Genomic DNA, 16,808 nt, shown 5'->3' on the forward strand with positions numbered 1-16,808 from the left:
CCCCTTACTTCCTTTTCGTCATACTCTCCCATTGCTCCATCTCCCGCTTTTTGGCGATCTCATAGCGGATAAGCAGCTCTTCTTCTTGTTCCTCATAATGCTCTTCTGAAATCTCTTCCAATTCATACATCATTTGCAGTTGAATCAGTTTCTTCTGAATATGCTCAAGATCATACATTTCCTTATCCACTTCTTCTTTTACATGCTCACCGACTTTTTTTATTAAATGGATGGGCGAAGTGAATAGCTTCTGGATCACGAGGCTTCTACTTTCAACTTGATGTTGATAAAGTTATACGCAGCCCACGGCCCTGTATATTTAAAGTCCACAAATTGCTTCCATCGTTCATGCAGCTCATTGACTTTCTTATCAAATGCCTCTTCGTTTTCTCGGTCGATTAAATAAGCGCCATTCAAAAGCATCTTCTCACCAAGCGTCTCGTTCACTTGAGAGGCTTCTGCCAATTGATCCAATGGAGCATGAATAGAAGTTTCGATTTCTTTCTGAATGGAGGTGAAGAAATCACGAGCCATCTCCCCGAGCTGAATCCGATCAAAATAGCCGGCTGCTTCTGATTTGTTCGCCACCGTTTCTTTTTTCCTTTTCACTCGATCGTTTTGGTTGATCTGCTCTTCCAGCCATTCTCTTTTTCCAATAACCTTCAAGCCAATTTCAATTTTATTGTGAACTTCTACAAACAGCTTCTCCAGCTGAGGGTAAAGGTTTTCGGCAAGCACTTGTGTATCTTCTTTCGTATTAAAAACATTACCGAAACTGATAGGCACGACAGAACTCTCTGTTTCCATGACTCTCGAAATCACTTGCTGATGGGTCATGAGTGCCTTTTTCTTCGGATGATAAATTTTAATCGGTGCTTCTACAGCTACCATAGCCGCATCCTCATAATGGACCGTGAAGATTTCTTTTTCTTCCCCTTCAAATTCGATGGTTCCGAAACTTTTCTCCTCTCTCGTTTGAATACAACAAAACACATAAACTCCCATTTCTTCAGCCATAAGTACCTCCTAAACTTTTTTGCAATGCTCGAGAATGAGTTTCTTTGCTTTCTCCTCATCCTCAACCTTCGATAATACGGAAAAATAAGTCATATCCAGACACAGGTTCTGGAAGGCTTCATCTTTTCCATCCACACGGACGCTTGTTTTTTCAGCGATATCAGCAATCATAATCGAGGCTCTCAGAGTCAAAGGTCCCTTCTTTTCATCCGTCGACTCCTTTACATCTCTGACAAAACGAACAATCGCTTCTGCTTTGTTCTGCTTAATTTTCGTTCTCTCCACCACAATCGCTACTTCAGCTTCCAAACTGAGAGCATTCAACGGAATGGAAATCATCCGATCCATCAGCGCATCCTGCGTGTTATACACACCGATGTACTCAGCCGGATTGCTTGTGAAAATGATTCTGAAATCCGGATGAACCCTCTGATGTGAATCTTTGCTTTTCGTCCCATACAAGGGCAGAATTTTTTCTTCGAGCACAGATAGAAACAAGTTATTCGTATCTGGACTTGACCTTGTGAACTCGTCATAAACGACGGTATGTCCATGTTTCACTGCTTCATAAAGATGACCGCTCACCCAATCTTCCGTCACATTCTCTTCGATCTTCCTCACGGTCTTTACAAAATTGTCATTCAGCTTCTTGCGACTGTACCCTTTATATGCACCAATCAAATCGTCATTGGTCAAGTCATTGTTACCTGTAATCAGCGTTACCGGACGCTTCCTCCGCTTTGCCACGTGAATGGCGAGCGTCGTTTTCCCGATTCCTGAAGGACCGGTGTAATGAACAGGATAACCGGCAGAGAGATAATTCAAGGAACGACGGATCAAGCTTTTGAAAAAGGGTTGGTCATAAACATCTTTATTGGGAGTACGACGTTCACTGCTTTGTTTCAGTACACTCACCAGCCCACCTCCTACTGCTCGACCTGTTCTTCAATGTCGCTGCGGTATCGGAGACTTAAGCGCGAGAAGCCTGTAACCTCATTGCTTTCATCCAGGAAAACTTCATATAACCCGACCATTTGATCTCTCGCATACTTTTTCATATATTCCTTTTCTTCAATCACTTCGACCAACACCCGCCACTCCTCACCTTTCTTTCGTGCGGAGATAATTTTATGTGGCGGGGCAATATTTTCATTGAAAAAATCGGTGACTTCATTCAAGACCTTCATAGCGACGGATCCCTCTCTTGTCAATTTCTTATATGGGGGCAGGAGGGGATAAAAAGATCTCCCCCTGCCTCTTTTCATAAAAAGACTACGTCAGCTTATATGCTGAATTCTCCTCGTTCATTAGATGAACGCTCAGAGGAACCTTCTTCTCCCAGACGCCCTCCGATGCCTTCCTCTTCTACCTCATCACGTAACAAGCCGACAGCTTCTGCATACCTGAGCCATGTATCCACACTAGCAATCACGACTCTTGCTTCTACCGTAATCAATTCAATCCCTACGACTGAAACACGGGCAAACGCGTCGATGACAATCCCTTTGTCCAATATGCGGTCAACCACTTCTGCAAGACTAGAACTATCTGTTGATTTTTGAATCGTCATTTTCTAATCTCCTTTCATTATGAGTGATATGTTTTGATACTGGATATCCCTTTGATATCTTTCGGACCTTTGATGGAAGCCGAACTTTTGATATACGAAACACCTTTTAGATCATTTGCGCCTTTCACTCTTCCTGAAGAGCTGCTTCCTTTCATAGAACGCTGCACCTGCTCACCAGATTCCCTGACAGCCCCCAGTTTTTCTTTGAATTCAAGCAGATGTTCCTGAACGTTCTGCTTCGCTTCCTTCGCTTTTGCATGAACGTGATCCGCATTGGCTGAAGTTTTCTTCTGAAGCTCTTCCTTCATCCCTGCGATTTTGGACTGCATCTGTTTTTCAAGTTGCTCCCTGAAGAAATCGCCTGCTTGATCACTCATTTCATCCTTGGCATGTTCGGTGGCCTCTTGAGGATCATCTGCTTTCCGGATGATTTTTGATACCGGGTTCGGCAATTTTTCCTTTATGGCATCCGCTGTTTTTTTAAAACCTCCTTCTACTTGATCAAGAACGGATTTGTCTTTCTTCTTATCTTTTTGTAAATGAGACATCCACACCACCCCATTACTTTTCAACAATAATTTTTGGCTGGTTGTACCTTTACTTCCCAAGAAAAGCTACATAAAACCCTTCCGTTGCTAAAAAGTCTGAAAAATGGTAAGAAATACATCCAATTTTACAAGAGCTCTGAATCTATAAGACTACGGAATAGTATGGACATTTTTATCTTTACAAACATGACATTTTTATTAAAAATACCAACCACACCTCCTTTTACAATCTTTTACAAAACATTTACTGTAAGTGCTCCCTTGACAAATATCTCCCATGAATATCCACCTTATGACATTTGCATAATTCCCAAGACCTCTTTTTCAATCAGCAACTTGGGAATATACGTCCGAAAAATATCCTTTAAATGCCTTTAATCACACCAACTATCCCAACCCGTATTTTGAAGGGAAACGGCGAAAACCTTAGAATTACTAGAGTATAAACTTTTAAGGAGGAATTGTTTTGAAGTTCAAAAAACTCGCAACCCTTTCAATTGCCGCCACATTAGCCATCCTGCCGACAACCGGGCAGGCGTTCGCTGACTCCAAACTAGAGTCCTTGGACAAAGTAGAGGTTCAAGAAAAAAAAGAAGAATTTGTTAAAGGAGAAGTTGTCGTCAAGTTTAAAAGCGGAAAAGATTTGAAGAGTCAAATGCTGAAGCGTTTAGGAGCAGACGAGATTGCTGATAAGCGTTCTTTTGTAGATTCAAAAGTAAAAGTACTTAAGGTCGGAAACGTAGAAGCCGTAGTAAAAGCGCTCAACAAAAACCCTCTTGTTGAATACGCAGAACCAAACTATGTTTTTGAAGCCTCCTGGACACCAAACGATACATACTATAGTGGATACCAGTACGGGCCGCAGAACACAGGGACAGAAGCCGCATGGGATATTACACGCGGAAGCAGCAGCCAGGAAATTGCCATCATCGACTCTGGGGTCGACTACAATCATCCAGACCTTGATGGCAAAACAATCAAAGGCTATGACTTCGTTGATGATGATTACGATCCAATGGATATGAACAACCACGGAACACACGTCGCAGGTACCGCAGCAGCAGAGACGAACAACGGCGCTGGTGTCGCTGGAATGGCTCCTGACACAAAGATCCTTGCTGTACGCGCTCTTGATGAAAACGGGAGCGGTTCTTTAAATGACATCGCTGATGCCATCCGTTACTCTGCGGACGCAGGTGCGGAAGTTATTAATCTCTCACTTGGGTGTAACTGTGACACGCAAACGCTTGAAGATGCGGTCAATTATGCTTGGAACAAAGGTTCTGTTGTCATCGCTGCAGCAGGGAATAACGGAGTTCCTATAACATTCGAACCGGCTTCCTATGAAAACGTCATCGCCGTAGGTGCGGTAGATAGCAACAACAATAAAGCCTCCTTCTCCAACTTCGGAACATGGGTTGACGTGACAGCACCAGGAGTTAACATCGCTTCCACTGTTCCAAACAATGGGTATGCCTACATGTCCGGAACATCCATGGCTTCCCCTCACGTCGCTGGACTAGCTGGTTTGCTTGCGTCTCAAGGACGCTCCAACAGCAACATTCGCGCGGCGATTGAGCAGACGGCTGATCCGATTTCCGGAACAGGCTATTACTTCGAACATGGTCTCATTAACTCTTACGACGCTGTAAACTATTAATCTAAAAAAAAGCGGCCGGTTGGCCGCTTTTTTCTATGTATCCAGATTGTACTGATAAAATCATCGAAGTCACTGATAAAAGTGTCAAACTAACCGATAAATCTTCTAAAGTCACCGATACCATCTTAAAACTCACTGATAAAAGCTCCAAACCCACTGATAAATTCATTCCAGGCCGTTGATTTGGGTAGAAGACTATTTTATTGACGTTTTCAATGGAATTAGCTATATTAATAGTAACAAGGGGAGTAGCGACCGTATAACGCGGTTGGTGAATCGTCATTTCAGTGTGCGAACACTCGGTTCACCAAACTATGACCATAGTACGCAAGACCTTGGCCTGCACGTGAAAAAGGGCCAAGGTCTTTTTTTATTGGCTCCATCTAGAGGAGGAAAAAAATGAACTTATTAATTTTCGCCATCTCAGCCATTGTGGTCGTACTTGCTGCCGTACAACTGAACCGCTACGGAGATGTCATCAGTCAAAAGTCTAAATTGAGTGGTGCTGTCGTCGGAACGTTCCTGATTGCGGGGGCTACATCCTTACCTGAGCTGACCACAAGTTTAACAGCCGTATATATCGACAACCCGGACATTGCAGTAGGAAACATGCTAGGCAGTAACGTGTTTAATGTTTTGATTCTGGCGGTTGTTGATCTTATGTACCGCAAGCAAAAAATGTTCAACAGGATTGACCAAAAGCAGCATCTTCCGTCTGCCATTGCCGGAATTATTTTTTCGTTAGTCATCGTAGTCTCGCTCGTCACGAGTTCTTCCCTATCCCTTTTCAATATTGGAATCGAAATGTTCATCCTCGTCGGTTTGTATATTCTGACAGTGCGATTCTTTGAAAATGACGAACCAGAAGAAATGGACGAAGCGGCAGCCACAGGAAAAGATGTTTCCTTAAGAGCAGCAAGCATTGGTTTCGCCATCAGCGCGATTGTTGTTTTCGCTGCCGGAAGTGCCCTTTCCATCACAGGGGACCAGCTGGCTCAGCAAACAGGAATGAGTTCAAGCTTTGTCGGTAGCTTTTTGATTGCTGCATCAACTTCTCTGCCTGAGCTCGTCACCGTCCTCGTGGCATTTAAAATGGGGAATTATGATATGGCTGTAGGCTCCATTTTAGGAAGTAACTTGTTCAACTTGCAGCTGCTGGCCATCACAGACCTCTTTTATCAAAAAGGTCCGATCTTGAATGCGACAACTGGCAGCAACCTCCCCATCGCCCTATTATTCATAGGGATGCTGCTGTTGACGATATTTATGATGGCAAGGAAAAAGGTGGATCGCCTTGCTTTTTATGCAGCACCTTCACTTCTGATCGCAGCCATGTATTTCGTATCATCTTACTTTCTTTTTTAATGAAAAACTCCGCAGACATCATGTCTGCGGAGTTTTTCTATAACACTTTACTTAAGAACTCTTTTGTTCTAGGGTTTTGTGGATTTCCGAATAGGTTGTCGGGTACATCTTCTTCCATAATGATCCCTTCATCCATGAACAGGACGCGATCGCCGACTTCCCGGGCAAATCCCATCTCGTGGGTGACGACCACCATCGTCATCCCTTCCTGTGCCAACTCTTTCATAACGGCCAGCACGTCTCCGACAAGTTCAGGGTCAAGCGCTGAGGTCGGCTCATCAAACAGCATGATGCTCGGTTCCATCGCAAGCGAGCGGGCAATCGCTACACGCTGTTTCTGTCCACCTGAAAGACTTTCAGGATAGGCATCCGCTTTTTCACTCAAACCGACTTTCTCAAGAAGCGGCCTGGCCACTTTTTCCGCTTCCGCTTTTTTCATTTTCTTCACTTTAATCGGACCAATGGTTATGTTCTCGAGCACCGTCTTATGCGGGAAAAGGTTAAAGTGCTGAAAGACCATCCCGACACGGGAGCGGACATCGTTGATATTGATTTTTGGATCAGTCAGATTGTCTCCTTGAATAATTACCTCTCCGGAAGTGACTTCCTCAAGCAGGTTCAAACAGCGTAGAAAAGTACTTTTCCCAGAACCCGATGGTCCGATCACACAAACCACTTCTTTTTCTTTGATTTCAGCATTGATTCCTTTCAACACTTCGTTGGAACCGAATGATTTATGCAAATCTTTGACGTTTATCATTACACATCCAGTCTCCTTTCAACTCGTCTCAAGTACACCGCTGTTGGTACCGTGATGATCAAATACATCACACAAACCATCGTCAACGCCTGGAAAGCCTGGAACGTCATTCCGTAATACTGCTGTCCCATGTAGAGCAATTCCCCGACAGCAATAACAGAGAAAAGAGATGTATCTTTCAAACTGATGACAAATTGGTTTCCAAGCGGTGGAATCATCCTTCTAAACGCTTGCGGCCAGATGATGTAACGCATCGTCTGGTTCCTTGTAAGACCAATCGAACGTCCCGCCTCTTCCTGTCCTTTATCAATTGAGTAAACGGCTCCCCGCACGATTTCCGCTATGTAAGCACCTGCATTAATCGCAATTGCTATGATCGAAGCAGTAATTTTATCAATATTGATTCCGGTTAGATCAGACAGTCCAAAATAGATGAACAAAATTTGAGCTAAGATTGGTGTCCCGCGGACGGCTTCTACATAGACCGTCGCAAGTCCGTAAATGATCTTATTTTTCGACAAGCGTGCAAAACCGAAGACAGCCCCGAGCACAAACCCGAAAATCAAGCCGACGAAGGTGATGAGTAGTGTCCATACCAATCCTTCTAGCAAAAAAGGCATGACACGAAAATAGTGCGACTCCGTAATGAACTCCATATATGTATTCGCTCCTTGTGTTTTGAATGATGTAATGGTTCATGCCAGTATTCAATTCATGAAAAAAGCGCAACAAGCCAATCACTTGTTACGCTTTTCGGATCAGCTTTTCTCTATGACTCAGAAGATTCAGTGCCATACTTCCGCTCACCGAACCATTCTTCGTAGATGTCATCGTACGTCCCATTATCAATCAAAGTTTGCAATGCTTCATTCACATCGCTCACAAGTTCAGAATCCTTTGGAAAAGCAATGCCATATTGCTCACCCTGTAAAATATCTCCGGCCGTTTTCAATCCTTCAGAATCATTTGCTACATAGTACTGAACGTTCGGAACGTCATACATAACCGCATCCAACCGACCAGACTCAAGATCCATGTATGCCTCAACAATTCCCGGGAATGTGATCAACTCGGCATCCGGGTGGTTTTCTCTGATGTACGTTTCACTTGTCGTACCAGAACGAGTCCCTACTTTCTTACCAGCAAGGTCATCTTCAGACTGGATTTCATCGTTATCTGCACTGACCGCAAGCATCAGTCCAGCATCATAATAAGGATCAGAAAAATTAATGGTTTCTTTACGCTCATCCGTAATGGTCATACCAGCAATTCCGATGTCATAGCGGCCGGACTGCATACCAGCAACAACACCGTCAAATTTCATAGATTCAATTTCAATGTTGAACCCTGCTTCATCTGCAATCGCTTTGATCAAATCAATATCGAACCCTTCCATTTCCCCTGTTTCCTCGTTCATGAATTCAAAAGGAACGAAGTTGTTATCGGTCGCGACCGTATACGTTTCTCCTCCGGAATCACCAGAATCTCCCGAAGAGCCTGTCTCACTATCACTGCCACAGGCAGCAAGTAGCATACTTAAAGTTAAAACCATAATGAATAAGTACCATTTTGCCTTCATTCATTTTTCCCCCTTTTATTATGTGACTTCTATTATCTCAAAAATTACTACTCTTGAAAATTTTCTGAATAATATATATGAGCCTCTTTTAAAGGGAAAAAGGCGGTTCTATGAACATTTTTGAATAATTGCTAACATTTTCTTTCTTTTCTTCTGATTTACTATGAATTGCGACAAAATTCTATGAAGATTTATGATTAATCCCAGCTCCAAAAGGGAAATAGGGTATGATAGGGGTAGTTCCTAATCTTGTATAAAGGAAGGGTTTTTCATGTCGGATCAACAACATCTATTGCGGTCAGGACAATATTATTCCTTGAAATCTGCCGCTCAGAAAATTTTTGATGTGGTTACACAAAGACTGAATGTCCAGACCGCTTTTGTAGCCATGAGGGATAAGGAATCCATGACTGTACTGAGTTCCTTAAATAAAAAAGAAGAAGTCGTTCCTGAGGATTACACCATTGACTATGAAGAGAGTTACTGCAGGCATATTATTAATAACCGAGACCATGTCCTCACCACGAACAACCTATTGGAAGACGAACGCACAAAGGATTTGAAAGCTTCTGCCGACCTGCAGGTAAAAGGGTATCTTGGCGTCACTTTAACAGACTTAAAAGGGAATCTGTTCGGGACACTCTGTGTGATGGATAAAGAGGAAAGGCACTTCAGTGAAGAAGATATTGAATTCCTGCAAACCATTGCCTCCGTCCTGTCCCATATGATTGACCTTGATCAAACCCAATACAATATGGGATTGATGAATGTACCGATTATCCCGATTACAGAAGGGGTCTCTGTCGTCCCTATCCAGGGAATCGTGGACGAAGAACGGGCAGACAAACTTATGCAGGACATCCTTTCATATGGAAAAGAGCAGGACATTGACCATTTCGTCCTTGATCTATCTGGATTAGTTGTTCGGGACCAATTTTTCTCAGAAATGCTGCCAAAGCTCCTTCACGCCTTACAAGTGATGGGCATCGATACGATCTTAACGGGAATCACTCCGGAAGTAGCTCATAAAGAAATAGAAACAAATGTGTTAACATCAAATAAACCTAAGACCGTTTCTAATCTGAAGACGGCTCTCTCAACCATTGGTTTCCAATTAGTAGAAAGTCATTAATTTTCTATTACATTTATCTATTTGAAATCATTTATAACCATTTATGCCCCGGCGATCATTGCCGGGGCATTCGGTTTATATACTATTCCTCTATTTTTTCTTTCTCAAACTCCACAATGTTCCCCGTTTGGCCATGAACTATGACCTCATATTCAAATTGCTCATCCTTGAATTCAAACTCATAATGGCCATCTTCAATTTCCATTTCTTTCATTTCACTACCTGAGGCTTTTTCTTTAGCGGTTTTTTCAGCTTCTTCTTTTGTCACTTTCATATTTTCAGCTGACCCTTCTGTAAAATCTTCATCGTTAAACTCTACTTCCAAGACTTCACCTGTATTGGCATCTACTTCCACTTCCGCTTCTTTACCATTTTCTGTCTGACCTTCAATCTCATATACATTCGTTCCGTCTTCTTTATCCTTTTCTACCTTTTCAATTGTCAAACCGTTTACTTCTGCTTTAGCAGCGGTCTCTGCCTCTTTCTGAGAAAGCTCCACATCACTTTCAGAAAATTGATCATTCCCTGAAACAGCATTTACTCCAAAAGCGCCACCTAATACGACTACGCCTACAATGCTGCCTATCAGCCATGTTTTCTTCATTTATCTTCCTCCTCTTTATTGTTCTACCCTCACTATATCCTGTGCTGATGAGAATAAATGAAGTTGAAAATGAGAATTTGATGAGAAATCAATCGTCCCAAGTGATGGACATAATTTCACCTGTAAGGCCATGAATTTGCACGATTGCTTCATCCCCTCCCGATCGTTCGATTTCTACAAGGTAAAAGGAAGGATCTCCTTCTAATTTAAAGTCGATGTCATCCACTTCCCCTTCCAATTCATTCAAGGCCGCGGCCTTAGCCTCTTCTTCTGTGATTGGCTTTTCATCATCCTCAGAGGGATGATGAGATGGTGTTGTAGACTCGTTGTCGTTATATTTTTCTATCGGCCTAATATCAGAAATACGGCCATCCTTTTTTAAGACAGCCACTTCATAAACGCCTTCATTTAATTCGATAGTTGCCAGGTAATACTCTTCCATCAAGGTTATATCTGTTATTTCACCATTGTACTGCGTTTGTACTTTTTCACGAATATCTGACTGAGAGAAAGGTTCAGCACTTAGTTTCAAATGGACCCACTGCCACCCAAGGAATATCAAAAGAGTGAGCAGACTTAAGGAAACGATCCATTTCACACGGTTAGTCATAAATTTCCCTCCTCTTTTTTCATACTCACTCGGATAGTGGGAATAGAATCGAAGCTGTCGTCCCCTTTTCTTTTTCACTGGAAAGATGGATGTCAGCATTAAGGGCATGAGCTAACTCTTCCGCTAGTGAAAGACCTAATCCATATCCTTCCGTCCTTGATTCTTCGACTTGATAAAAGCGGTCAAACACTCTCTCAAGATCTTCTTGCGACATCCCGATTCCTCTATCTATTACACGGATGATCAGATGGTTTGCTGTCATCTCGACATTCATTTCAATCGGCTCTTCACTGTACTTACGGGCATTATCCATAAAAATATAAAGCAATTGCTTTAATTTTTGTTCATCGGTTGTTAATTGAACAGCTGAAGTACAGTGAAGTTCCACTTTCCGTTGGTAAGCTTTCTCAAAGGAAGTGGCCGTTTTCTGCAGTAACCTGCACAGGTCGATGGATTCAGTTTTTAAATTCCAGTGTTCCTTTTTCCGTGCAAGTATAAGAAGCTGTTCTGTCAGTTCATGCATCCGTTTAGCTTCCGAATGAATGGCTGAAACTGACTCCTGGAAAAGTTCTTTATCCTGCTTTCCACGTCTTTTCAATAGACTCGCATAGGACTCAATCACAGTTAAAGGGGTCTTCAACTCATGGGAAGCATTTGAAACAAACTGTTCCTGCTTTTGATGGTTCTCTTCAAGTTGAGCCATCATCTTGTTAAATGTACCCGTCATCTGTGCTAATTCATCTTTCGACTTTTCATCATACGAAATCTGTTTAAATTGACCGCTCTTTCTGATTTGCTGCATGGTTTGAATCAAAGAACGGATCGGATTGACAATTAGACTGCTTAAGAGTCTTGAAGAGAGGAAAAATGGAATCATGGCGAGAATGGTAACAATGACAAGCACAATTCTGAGAATCATTAAATTCTCTGCGGTCGCCTCTAGACTTCTCGTCAGCTGGAAGGAAACTACCTCACCATTCATCCACACAATGGGAATGGAAACAAAAGCATAAGGAACACCGTCATAAGTCCGTACTTCCGCTTCTTCCCCTACTTCATATGGATAAGCTTGTTGGATAAGATTTCTCCGCTCTCCTCCCGTTAAGGTGACCTCTAATGTCCCATCCGGAAGGACCAGCCGTATCATTCCATTGGCAGGAACATATGCCCTTAAGACGTCTGCGGACAACGAATCTCCAGAACGCTCATTCATTCCTGTCACAATACGCTCAGCTTCAAGTCTCGTTTGATCCACATCACTGTCGTAGACAATTTTGCTGAAAGAGAAATAAATGGCCGCACTAATCAGCACGAGAAGGATGATGAACAGGCCTGTCGTATAAACTTGTATCCGATGACCGAGCTTCATCGCGGATCCTTCAGCACGTAGCCGACTCCCCTGACGGTATGAATCAGCTTCGGCTCGTATTGTTTATCCATTTTGTTGCGAAGGTAACGGATATACACATCAACGATATTTGTATCACCGTAATGGTCATAGCCCCATACCCCTTCAAGCAGCTGTTCCCTGTTGAGCACTTGACGCTTATTTTTCATGAGAAAGACTAAAAGGGAAAACTCCTTGGCCGTCAACTCTATGAAATCTTCCCCCCGGTAGACTTCATGTGTCTTTTCATTTACAGAAAGGTTCGCAATCTTCAATCGTTGAGGGGCAGACTTCGTACGTAAAGCTACTCGTATCCTTGCAAGCAGCTCTTCGATATCGAATGGTTTCGTTACATAATCATTAGCCCCAAGATCGAGCCCCGTCACTTTATCACCTATCGTGTCCTTCGCAGTCAGCATAATGACAGGTGTGTCCTCATCTGCTGCACGAATCCGTTTAAGGAGATTCGTTCCACTTAATTCCGGAAGCATAATATCAAGAAGGAGCAAGTACCATTCTTTTTCACGATAAAGCCGTAACCCTTCCATACCATCATGAGCTTTCGTCACTTGATAACCTTCGTATTCGAGTTCCAGCTCCAATACCCGGGCAATCTTTTTTTCATCTTCAACGACTAAAATATTAGGTGTACTCAATGCTCATCCCTCTTTTGTTTTGTTGCCTGTATTTTAGCATATAGGTAGTCTGCGAGTTGAAAGATTTGATAGAAAATCAGCCCCTTTTGTCTTACTATAATAATAGAAAGGACGAATGCCATGATTATTAAGGAACGAACATTTCCAAGAGACATTGAACAACTACAGGCAATAGAACGACGGCTTCACGAAAACCACCCGGCAATCCTAAAAGTTAAAGAACAATTAAAAAAACGACTCTCCGGCCACAAAGGAGAACTCGCCCTCAACTTCCCACTCACCTATCTTCCCGACCACTACCACATTTTCCATCACCTTCGTCTCCATGACGGCACCCACCATTTTCAAATCGATTGCTTAATATTAACGAATCGATGGCTATTGATTATTGAAGCCAAGAACATTGGGGGAGAACTGTTTTATAACCAAAGGTTCAACTTCCTAACCAGGACGTGGGATGAAGGGCCACAGACCTTTTCTGATCCCGTTTTACAAGTCCGCCGTCATCGAAGGCAGCTAGAGCAGTGGCTTCTTATAAAGGGGTTGCCTGACCTTCCTATTTACTGCCTCGTTGCCAACAGCCATCCTGGAACCTCAATAAATACAGATGACCCTTCCCTCGATATCGTGATCCGTACGGAAGCTTTACCTGAAAAAGTGGAAGAGATTGAACGCAACCATACCGGTGAAAAGCTTTCAAACTCTGTTTTTGACCTCTTAAGCAGAGAGATATTAAAATCAGACGCCCCGTTCGAGTACAATTATGTAGAAGAATTATCGATCAAAGATTCCGATATTCAAAAAGGCGTGTTCTGCCCACGGTGCCAACGTTTAGCCATGATTTGGGAATATGGAAAATGGACATGTATTGGATGTGGTCACAAAGATAAGGAAGCCCATCACGCCGCTTTACGAGATTACTGTTTGCTGTACGGGTCTAAGATTACCAATAGAGATTTGAGAGGATTTTTTTTCATCAAATCCCCTACAATTGCTCAAGGAATACTCAAAAAAGAGTGTTTGAGATATGAAGGTTCCAAAAAATCTAGAGTCTATTACCTAAGATACTGATAAATCAGCTCAACCCACTGATAAATAGTCGAAAGTCACCGATAAATTACTAAAACCCACCGATAAAACGACTAAACCCACTGATAAAACGCCCAAACCCACTGATACCACGCTCCCGACACTCCCGCACAAACCTCAAAAAAAGACGACCTCATCAAGAGATCGCCTCACCAATTAGGCCTAGGATCAGCCTTCATCAATAAATCTACCAAATGCACAGCTTCCATACCCAAGCCTTCCCGCTCCACACCAAGCTTCATCTGCAAATGACAACCGGGATTGGACGTCACGACACCGTCCGCACCCGTGCCACATACATCCTGCATTTTTACATCCAGAATATCCATCGCATCTTCATAGTTTACGATATTATAAACGCCCGCCGACCCACAGCAGAACTCCGGTCGTTCGAGCTCACGCAATTCCACCCCAGGAATGCGGCGAATCAATTCCAACGGTTCACTCGTCACCTTCTGCACGTTCCGTAAATGGCAGGATGGTTGATAGGTAACGGTTCTCCCCAGCTCTTTTTCAAAAACGAGACCGTCAAGCTCCACAAGCACTTCTGAAATATCCTTCACCCGCGACACAAACCGCTCTGCACGCTGGTGCCACGATGTTCCTTCTTCAAACAGATGTGCATATTCGACCAACCGCGCGCCACAACCGCCGGCGTTGTTCACGATATAATCAAAGCCTTCTTCCTCAAAAGCTTCAATGTTTCGCTTTGCAAGCTCAACCGACTGATCGACTTTTCCGGTGTGTGCATGAAGAGCACCACAGCACGTTTGGGCTTCTGGGAAAACGACCTCCGCGCCACTGCGAACCAGAAGCTCCACCGTATTCTGATTCGTTTCAAAAAACACGCTGTCCATTACGCACCCTTTAAAAAATCCGACCTTCGCCGCAGCCGGTCGCTTCCGTACATATCGGTCTGCGCGCGCCTGGCGTTTCTTCGGTGGAAGCATACTCGGTAAAATGGCTTCAAATTCATGGATGTGAAGCGGCGCTCTTTTCGTCAATCCAAACCGCTGGGAAACCTTCTGCAGACCGCTTTTCTGATAAAGCCAAGTCGCATTTCCTAACGTGTTCATCCATTTAGAAGAAGGGAAGAACGACTGAAAAAGAAAATCTTCCACGACGCCGCGCGGTTTTTCCTCATCAATCACCCGCTTGGCACCTTCAAAAATCTCGCCATATTGAACGTTGGTCGGACATACGGTCGTACAGGCCATACAGCCGAGGCACTTCTCAATCGGCTCCTTCAAATCCTCCACAGATGCCTTCCCTTCCGCTACCATTTTCACGAGGTTGATCCGCCCTCTTGGCGAATGGGTTTCTTTTTCCATCGTTTCATACGTCGGGCAGGCAGGAAGACAGTAGCCGCACTGAACACAGTCGAACGTCTTGTCATAGTTCAAGCGTTCCTTCAGTGAACTAGTCATGATGCAGCACCAACTTCTGCCCTTTTTCAGGAAAAACTTTGCCTGGGTTCAAAATTCCGTTCGGATCCCAGCTGTCTTTGATCCGCTTCATCATATCAAGACCGACTTCCCCGAGTTCAAGCTCCATAAACGGGGCCTTCATCGTCCCTATGCCATGCTCACCGGACAGCGTACCACCAAGCTCAAGAGCGGCTTCAAACATATCCTCCACGGCTTGTTCAACAAGCTTCATTTCTTCTACATTTCGCTTATCACATAAGATATTCGGGTGCAGATTACCATCACCTGCGTGACCAAAGGCGACCACTTCTAACCCATACTTTTCTTTAATGATCTCCAATCGATCCATAAAGTCCGGAATTTTACTTCTTGGAACGGTCGCATCCTCAGACACCTTCGTCGGCTTAATCTTCGCAATCGCCGGCGACACCTGTTTGCGCGCATGCCAGAGCTTCGCAGCTTCCTCGTCACTTTTCGGAACAATAACCTCTTTTGCGCCCATCTCTTTCATGATCTCCTCAATCAAACCCCGCTCGACACGAAGCGTTTCCGGGTGTCCATCGAGTTCAATGATAATGACAGCAGCCGCATCGACAGGCAGTCCGACCGGCTGGAAGTTTTCGACGGCTACGATACAGGCTTGATCCATGAACTCCATCTTCGCTGGCAAAATTCCTGACGTCAGCGTCTGGGAAATCGCTTCCCCTGCTTTTCGCACTTCGTCAAAAGCAACCATGATCGTCTGCACAGCAGGTGGCTTTGGCATCAGCTTCAACGTAGCACCTACGATGACTCCGAGGGTTCCTTCCGAGCCAACGATCAACTTCGTCAAATCAATGCCCGTCACATTTTTGATTGTCTGGCCACCGGTCTTAATGAGTTCGCCTTCAGGAGTCACGACCTCTAACCCAAGCACATGGTCTTTCGTCACTCCGTACTTCAATCCACGTGGACCCCCGGAGTTTTCTGCAAGATTGCCGCCAATCGTCGCCACATGAGCACTGCTTGGATCCGGTGCGTACATCAGCCCGTGTTCTTCTGCCGCTTTATTGATATTTCCAGTCAACACACTCGGCGTTACTTTTACCGTTAAATCACGCGGACTGAGATCAATTACCGCTGGGAATTGAGACATATCCAGAACGATTCCACCGTGAACAGGCAGGGGCCCGCCACTCAGGCAAGTGCCGGAACCCCTCGGGTGAACGGGGACTTTGTAGCGATTGGCAAGTTTCAATACATCGGCGACTTGCTTTTTCTCTTTCACCTGCACGACAGCATCCGGCAGGTGTTCCCCAAAAGAAGCATCAAAACTGTAACTGTGTCGGTCGGCCAATGACGTTAACACTTGCCCTTCCTGTAGCAAAGATTGCAGCTCCTCCAACCACTTCTCCATCTGCTATT

Annotated in this window: 19 protein-coding genes; 4 read left to right on the plus strand and 15 right to left on the minus strand. The window is 44.0% G+C overall.

Annotated elements, in window-relative coordinates; translation table 11 throughout:
- Positions 1-4: 4 nt before the first annotated feature.
- From ACXACN_RS11290 to gvpQ, 6 genes are all read right to left on the minus strand, one after another.
- Positions 5-259 (minus strand): gas vesicle protein GvpG, encoded by a 255-nt coding sequence (locus ACXACN_RS11290; RefSeq protein ID WP_115822815.1) that lies wholly within the window; start codon positions 257-259, stop codon positions 5-7.
- The gene (locus ACXACN_RS11295; protein ID WP_474964509.1) at positions 256-1,017 is read right to left on the minus strand and encodes a GvpL/GvpF family gas vesicle protein; all 762 of its coding nucleotides are present in this window, start codon (positions 1,015-1,017) and stop codon (positions 256-258) included. Before ACXACN_RS11295 ends, ACXACN_RS11290 begins: the two co-directional genes overlap by 4 nt.
- Positions 1,018-1,026: 9 nt before the next feature.
- Positions 1,027-1,932: a gas vesicle protein GvpN gene (gvpN, locus tag ACXACN_RS11300; RefSeq protein WP_474964511.1), complete on the minus strand. Its 906-nt coding sequence runs from the start codon at positions 1,930-1,932 to the stop codon at positions 1,027-1,029.
- An 11-nt stretch (positions 1,933-1,943) separates the two neighbouring features.
- Entirely contained in the window at positions 1,944-2,204 is a 261-nt protein-coding gene (gene gvpO / locus ACXACN_RS11305; RefSeq protein ID WP_474964513.1) for a gas vesicle protein GvpO, read from the minus strand.
- A gap of 95 nt (positions 2,205-2,299) precedes the next feature.
- The gene (gene gvpA, locus ACXACN_RS11310) at positions 2,300-2,587 is read right to left on the minus strand and encodes a gas vesicle structural protein GvpA (protein WP_474964514.1); all 288 of its coding nucleotides are present in this window, start codon (positions 2,585-2,587) and stop codon (positions 2,300-2,302) included.
- Positions 2,588-2,604: 17 nt separating this feature from the next.
- Positions 2,605-3,135: a gas vesicle protein GvpQ gene (gene gvpQ / locus ACXACN_RS11315; RefSeq protein ID WP_474964516.1), complete on the minus strand. Its 531-nt coding sequence runs from the start codon at positions 3,133-3,135 to the stop codon at positions 2,605-2,607.
- Between the two features lie 466 nt (positions 3,136-3,601).
- Between gvpQ and ACXACN_RS11320 the strand changes: the two genes are divergently transcribed.
- Positions 3,602-4,795: a S8 family peptidase gene (locus tag ACXACN_RS11320; RefSeq protein ID WP_474964517.1), complete on the plus strand. Its 1,194-nt coding sequence runs from the start codon at positions 3,602-3,604 to the stop codon at positions 4,793-4,795.
- 399 nt (positions 4,796-5,194) lie between these two features.
- Positions 5,195-6,160 (plus strand): sodium:calcium antiporter, encoded by a 966-nt coding sequence (locus ACXACN_RS11325; protein ID WP_474964519.1) that lies wholly within the window; start codon positions 5,195-5,197, stop codon positions 6,158-6,160.
- A 37-nt stretch (positions 6,161-6,197) separates the two neighbouring features.
- Here ACXACN_RS11325 and ACXACN_RS11330 read toward each other — a convergent pair whose 3' ends face one another.
- The 3 genes from ACXACN_RS11330 to ACXACN_RS11340 form a co-directional block, all read right to left on the minus strand.
- On the minus strand, positions 6,198-6,920 hold the full coding sequence (locus ACXACN_RS11330) for an amino acid ABC transporter ATP-binding protein (protein ID WP_474964520.1): 723 nt from the start codon (positions 6,918-6,920) through the stop codon (positions 6,198-6,200).
- Positions 6,920-7,576 (minus strand): amino acid ABC transporter permease, encoded by a 657-nt coding sequence (locus ACXACN_RS11335; protein WP_115822824.1) that lies wholly within the window; start codon positions 7,574-7,576, stop codon positions 6,920-6,922. The genes ACXACN_RS11330 and ACXACN_RS11335 overlap by 1 nt, the downstream gene beginning before the upstream one ends.
- 113 nt (positions 7,577-7,689) lie before the next feature.
- The gene (locus tag ACXACN_RS11340; protein ID WP_474964522.1) at positions 7,690-8,499 is read right to left on the minus strand and encodes a glutamine ABC transporter substrate-binding protein; all 810 of its coding nucleotides are present in this window, start codon (positions 8,497-8,499) and stop codon (positions 7,690-7,692) included.
- A 271-nt stretch (positions 8,500-8,770) separates the two neighbouring features.
- Here ACXACN_RS11340 and ACXACN_RS11345 point away from each other — a divergent pair, with 271 nt between their 5' ends.
- Positions 8,771-9,631, plus strand: coding sequence for a GAF domain-containing protein (locus ACXACN_RS11345; protein WP_474964523.1), 861 nt, complete (start codon positions 8,771-8,773; stop codon positions 9,629-9,631).
- Between the two features lie 82 nt (positions 9,632-9,713).
- Here ACXACN_RS11345 and ACXACN_RS11350 read toward each other — a convergent pair whose 3' ends face one another.
- From ACXACN_RS11350 to ACXACN_RS11365, 4 genes are all read right to left on the minus strand, one after another.
- On the minus strand, positions 9,714-10,235 hold the full coding sequence (locus tag ACXACN_RS11350; RefSeq protein WP_474964524.1) for a PepSY domain-containing protein: 522 nt from the start codon (positions 10,233-10,235) through the stop codon (positions 9,714-9,716).
- 88 nt (positions 10,236-10,323) lie between these two features.
- A complete protein-coding gene (locus tag ACXACN_RS11355; protein WP_474964525.1) occupies positions 10,324-10,845 on the minus strand; it encodes a PepSY domain-containing protein in 522 nt (173 codons plus the stop codon).
- A 25-nt stretch (positions 10,846-10,870) separates the two neighbouring features.
- On the minus strand, positions 10,871-12,214 hold the full coding sequence (locus ACXACN_RS11360) for an ATP-binding protein (RefSeq protein WP_474964527.1): 1,344 nt from the start codon (positions 12,212-12,214) through the stop codon (positions 10,871-10,873).
- Complete coding sequence (locus tag ACXACN_RS11365; protein ID WP_474964528.1) at positions 12,211-12,888, minus strand: response regulator transcription factor; 678 nt, start codon at positions 12,886-12,888, stop codon at positions 12,211-12,213. The genes ACXACN_RS11360 and ACXACN_RS11365 overlap by 4 nt, the downstream gene beginning before the upstream one ends.
- 120 nt (positions 12,889-13,008) lie before the next feature.
- Between ACXACN_RS11365 and ACXACN_RS11370 the strand changes: the two genes are divergently transcribed.
- Positions 13,009-13,959, plus strand: coding sequence for a nuclease-related domain-containing protein (locus ACXACN_RS11370; RefSeq protein WP_474964529.1), 951 nt, complete (start codon positions 13,009-13,011; stop codon positions 13,957-13,959).
- Positions 13,960-14,126: 167 nt separating this feature from the next.
- Here the strand turns inward: ACXACN_RS11370 and ACXACN_RS11375 are convergent, their stop codons facing one another.
- Positions 14,127-15,404, minus strand: coding sequence for a (Fe-S)-binding protein (locus ACXACN_RS11375; RefSeq protein ID WP_474964531.1), 1,278 nt, complete (start codon positions 15,402-15,404; stop codon positions 14,127-14,129).
- Entirely contained in the window at positions 15,397-16,800 is a 1,404-nt protein-coding gene (locus ACXACN_RS11380; protein WP_474964532.1) for an FAD-binding oxidoreductase, read from the minus strand. The genes ACXACN_RS11375 and ACXACN_RS11380 overlap by 8 nt, the downstream gene beginning before the upstream one ends.
- Positions 16,801-16,808: the final 8 nt, after the last annotated feature.

It is taken from the genome of Halobacillus sp. AWM4_238 (assembly GCF_056158265.1).

Coding starts and splice junctions, on each gene's coding strand:
- ACXACN_RS11295 (WP_474964509.1), bottom strand. CDS start 1,017: ATGGCTGAAGAAATGGGAGTTTATGTGTTTTGTTGTATTCAAACGAGA.
- gvpO (WP_474964513.1), bottom strand. CDS start 2,204: ATGAAGGTCTTGAATGAAGTCACCGATTTTTTCAATGAAAATATTGCC.
- gvpA (WP_474964514.1), bottom strand. CDS start 2,587: ATGACGATTCAAAAATCAACAGATAGTTCTAGTCTTGCAGAAGTGGTT.
- gvpQ (WP_474964516.1), bottom strand. CDS start 3,135: ATGTCTCATTTACAAAAAGATAAGAAGAAAGACAAATCCGTTCTTGAT.
- ACXACN_RS11325 (WP_474964519.1), top strand. CDS start 5,195: ATGAACTTATTAATTTTCGCCATCTCAGCCATTGTGGTCGTACTTGCT.
- ACXACN_RS11330 (WP_474964520.1), bottom strand. CDS start 6,920: ATGATAAACGTCAAAGATTTGCATAAATCATTCGGTTCCAACGAAGTG.
- ACXACN_RS11335 (WP_115822824.1), bottom strand. CDS start 7,576: ATGGAGTTCATTACGGAGTCGCACTATTTTCGTGTCATGCCTTTTTTG.
- ACXACN_RS11340 (WP_474964522.1), bottom strand. CDS start 8,499: ATGAAGGCAAAATGGTACTTATTCATTATGGTTTTAACTTTAAGTATG.
- ACXACN_RS11345 (WP_474964523.1), top strand. CDS start 8,771: ATGTCGGATCAACAACATCTATTGCGGTCAGGACAATATTATTCCTTG.
- ACXACN_RS11350 (WP_474964524.1), bottom strand. CDS start 10,235: ATGAAGAAAACATGGCTGATAGGCAGCATTGTAGGCGTAGTCGTATTA.
- ACXACN_RS11355 (WP_474964525.1), bottom strand. CDS start 10,845: ATGACTAACCGTGTGAAATGGATCGTTTCCTTAAGTCTGCTCACTCTT.
- ACXACN_RS11360 (WP_474964527.1), bottom strand. CDS start 12,214: ATGAAGCTCGGTCATCGGATACAAGTTTATACGACAGGCCTGTTCATC.
- ACXACN_RS11370 (WP_474964529.1), top strand. CDS start 13,009: ATGATTATTAAGGAACGAACATTTCCAAGAGACATTGAACAACTACAG.
- ACXACN_RS11375 (WP_474964531.1), bottom strand. CDS start 15,404: ATGACTAGTTCACTGAAGGAACGCTTGAACTATGACAAGACGTTCGAC.
- ACXACN_RS11380 (WP_474964532.1), bottom strand. CDS start 16,800: ATGGAGAAGTGGTTGGAGGAGCTGCAATCTTTGCTACAGGAAGGGCAA.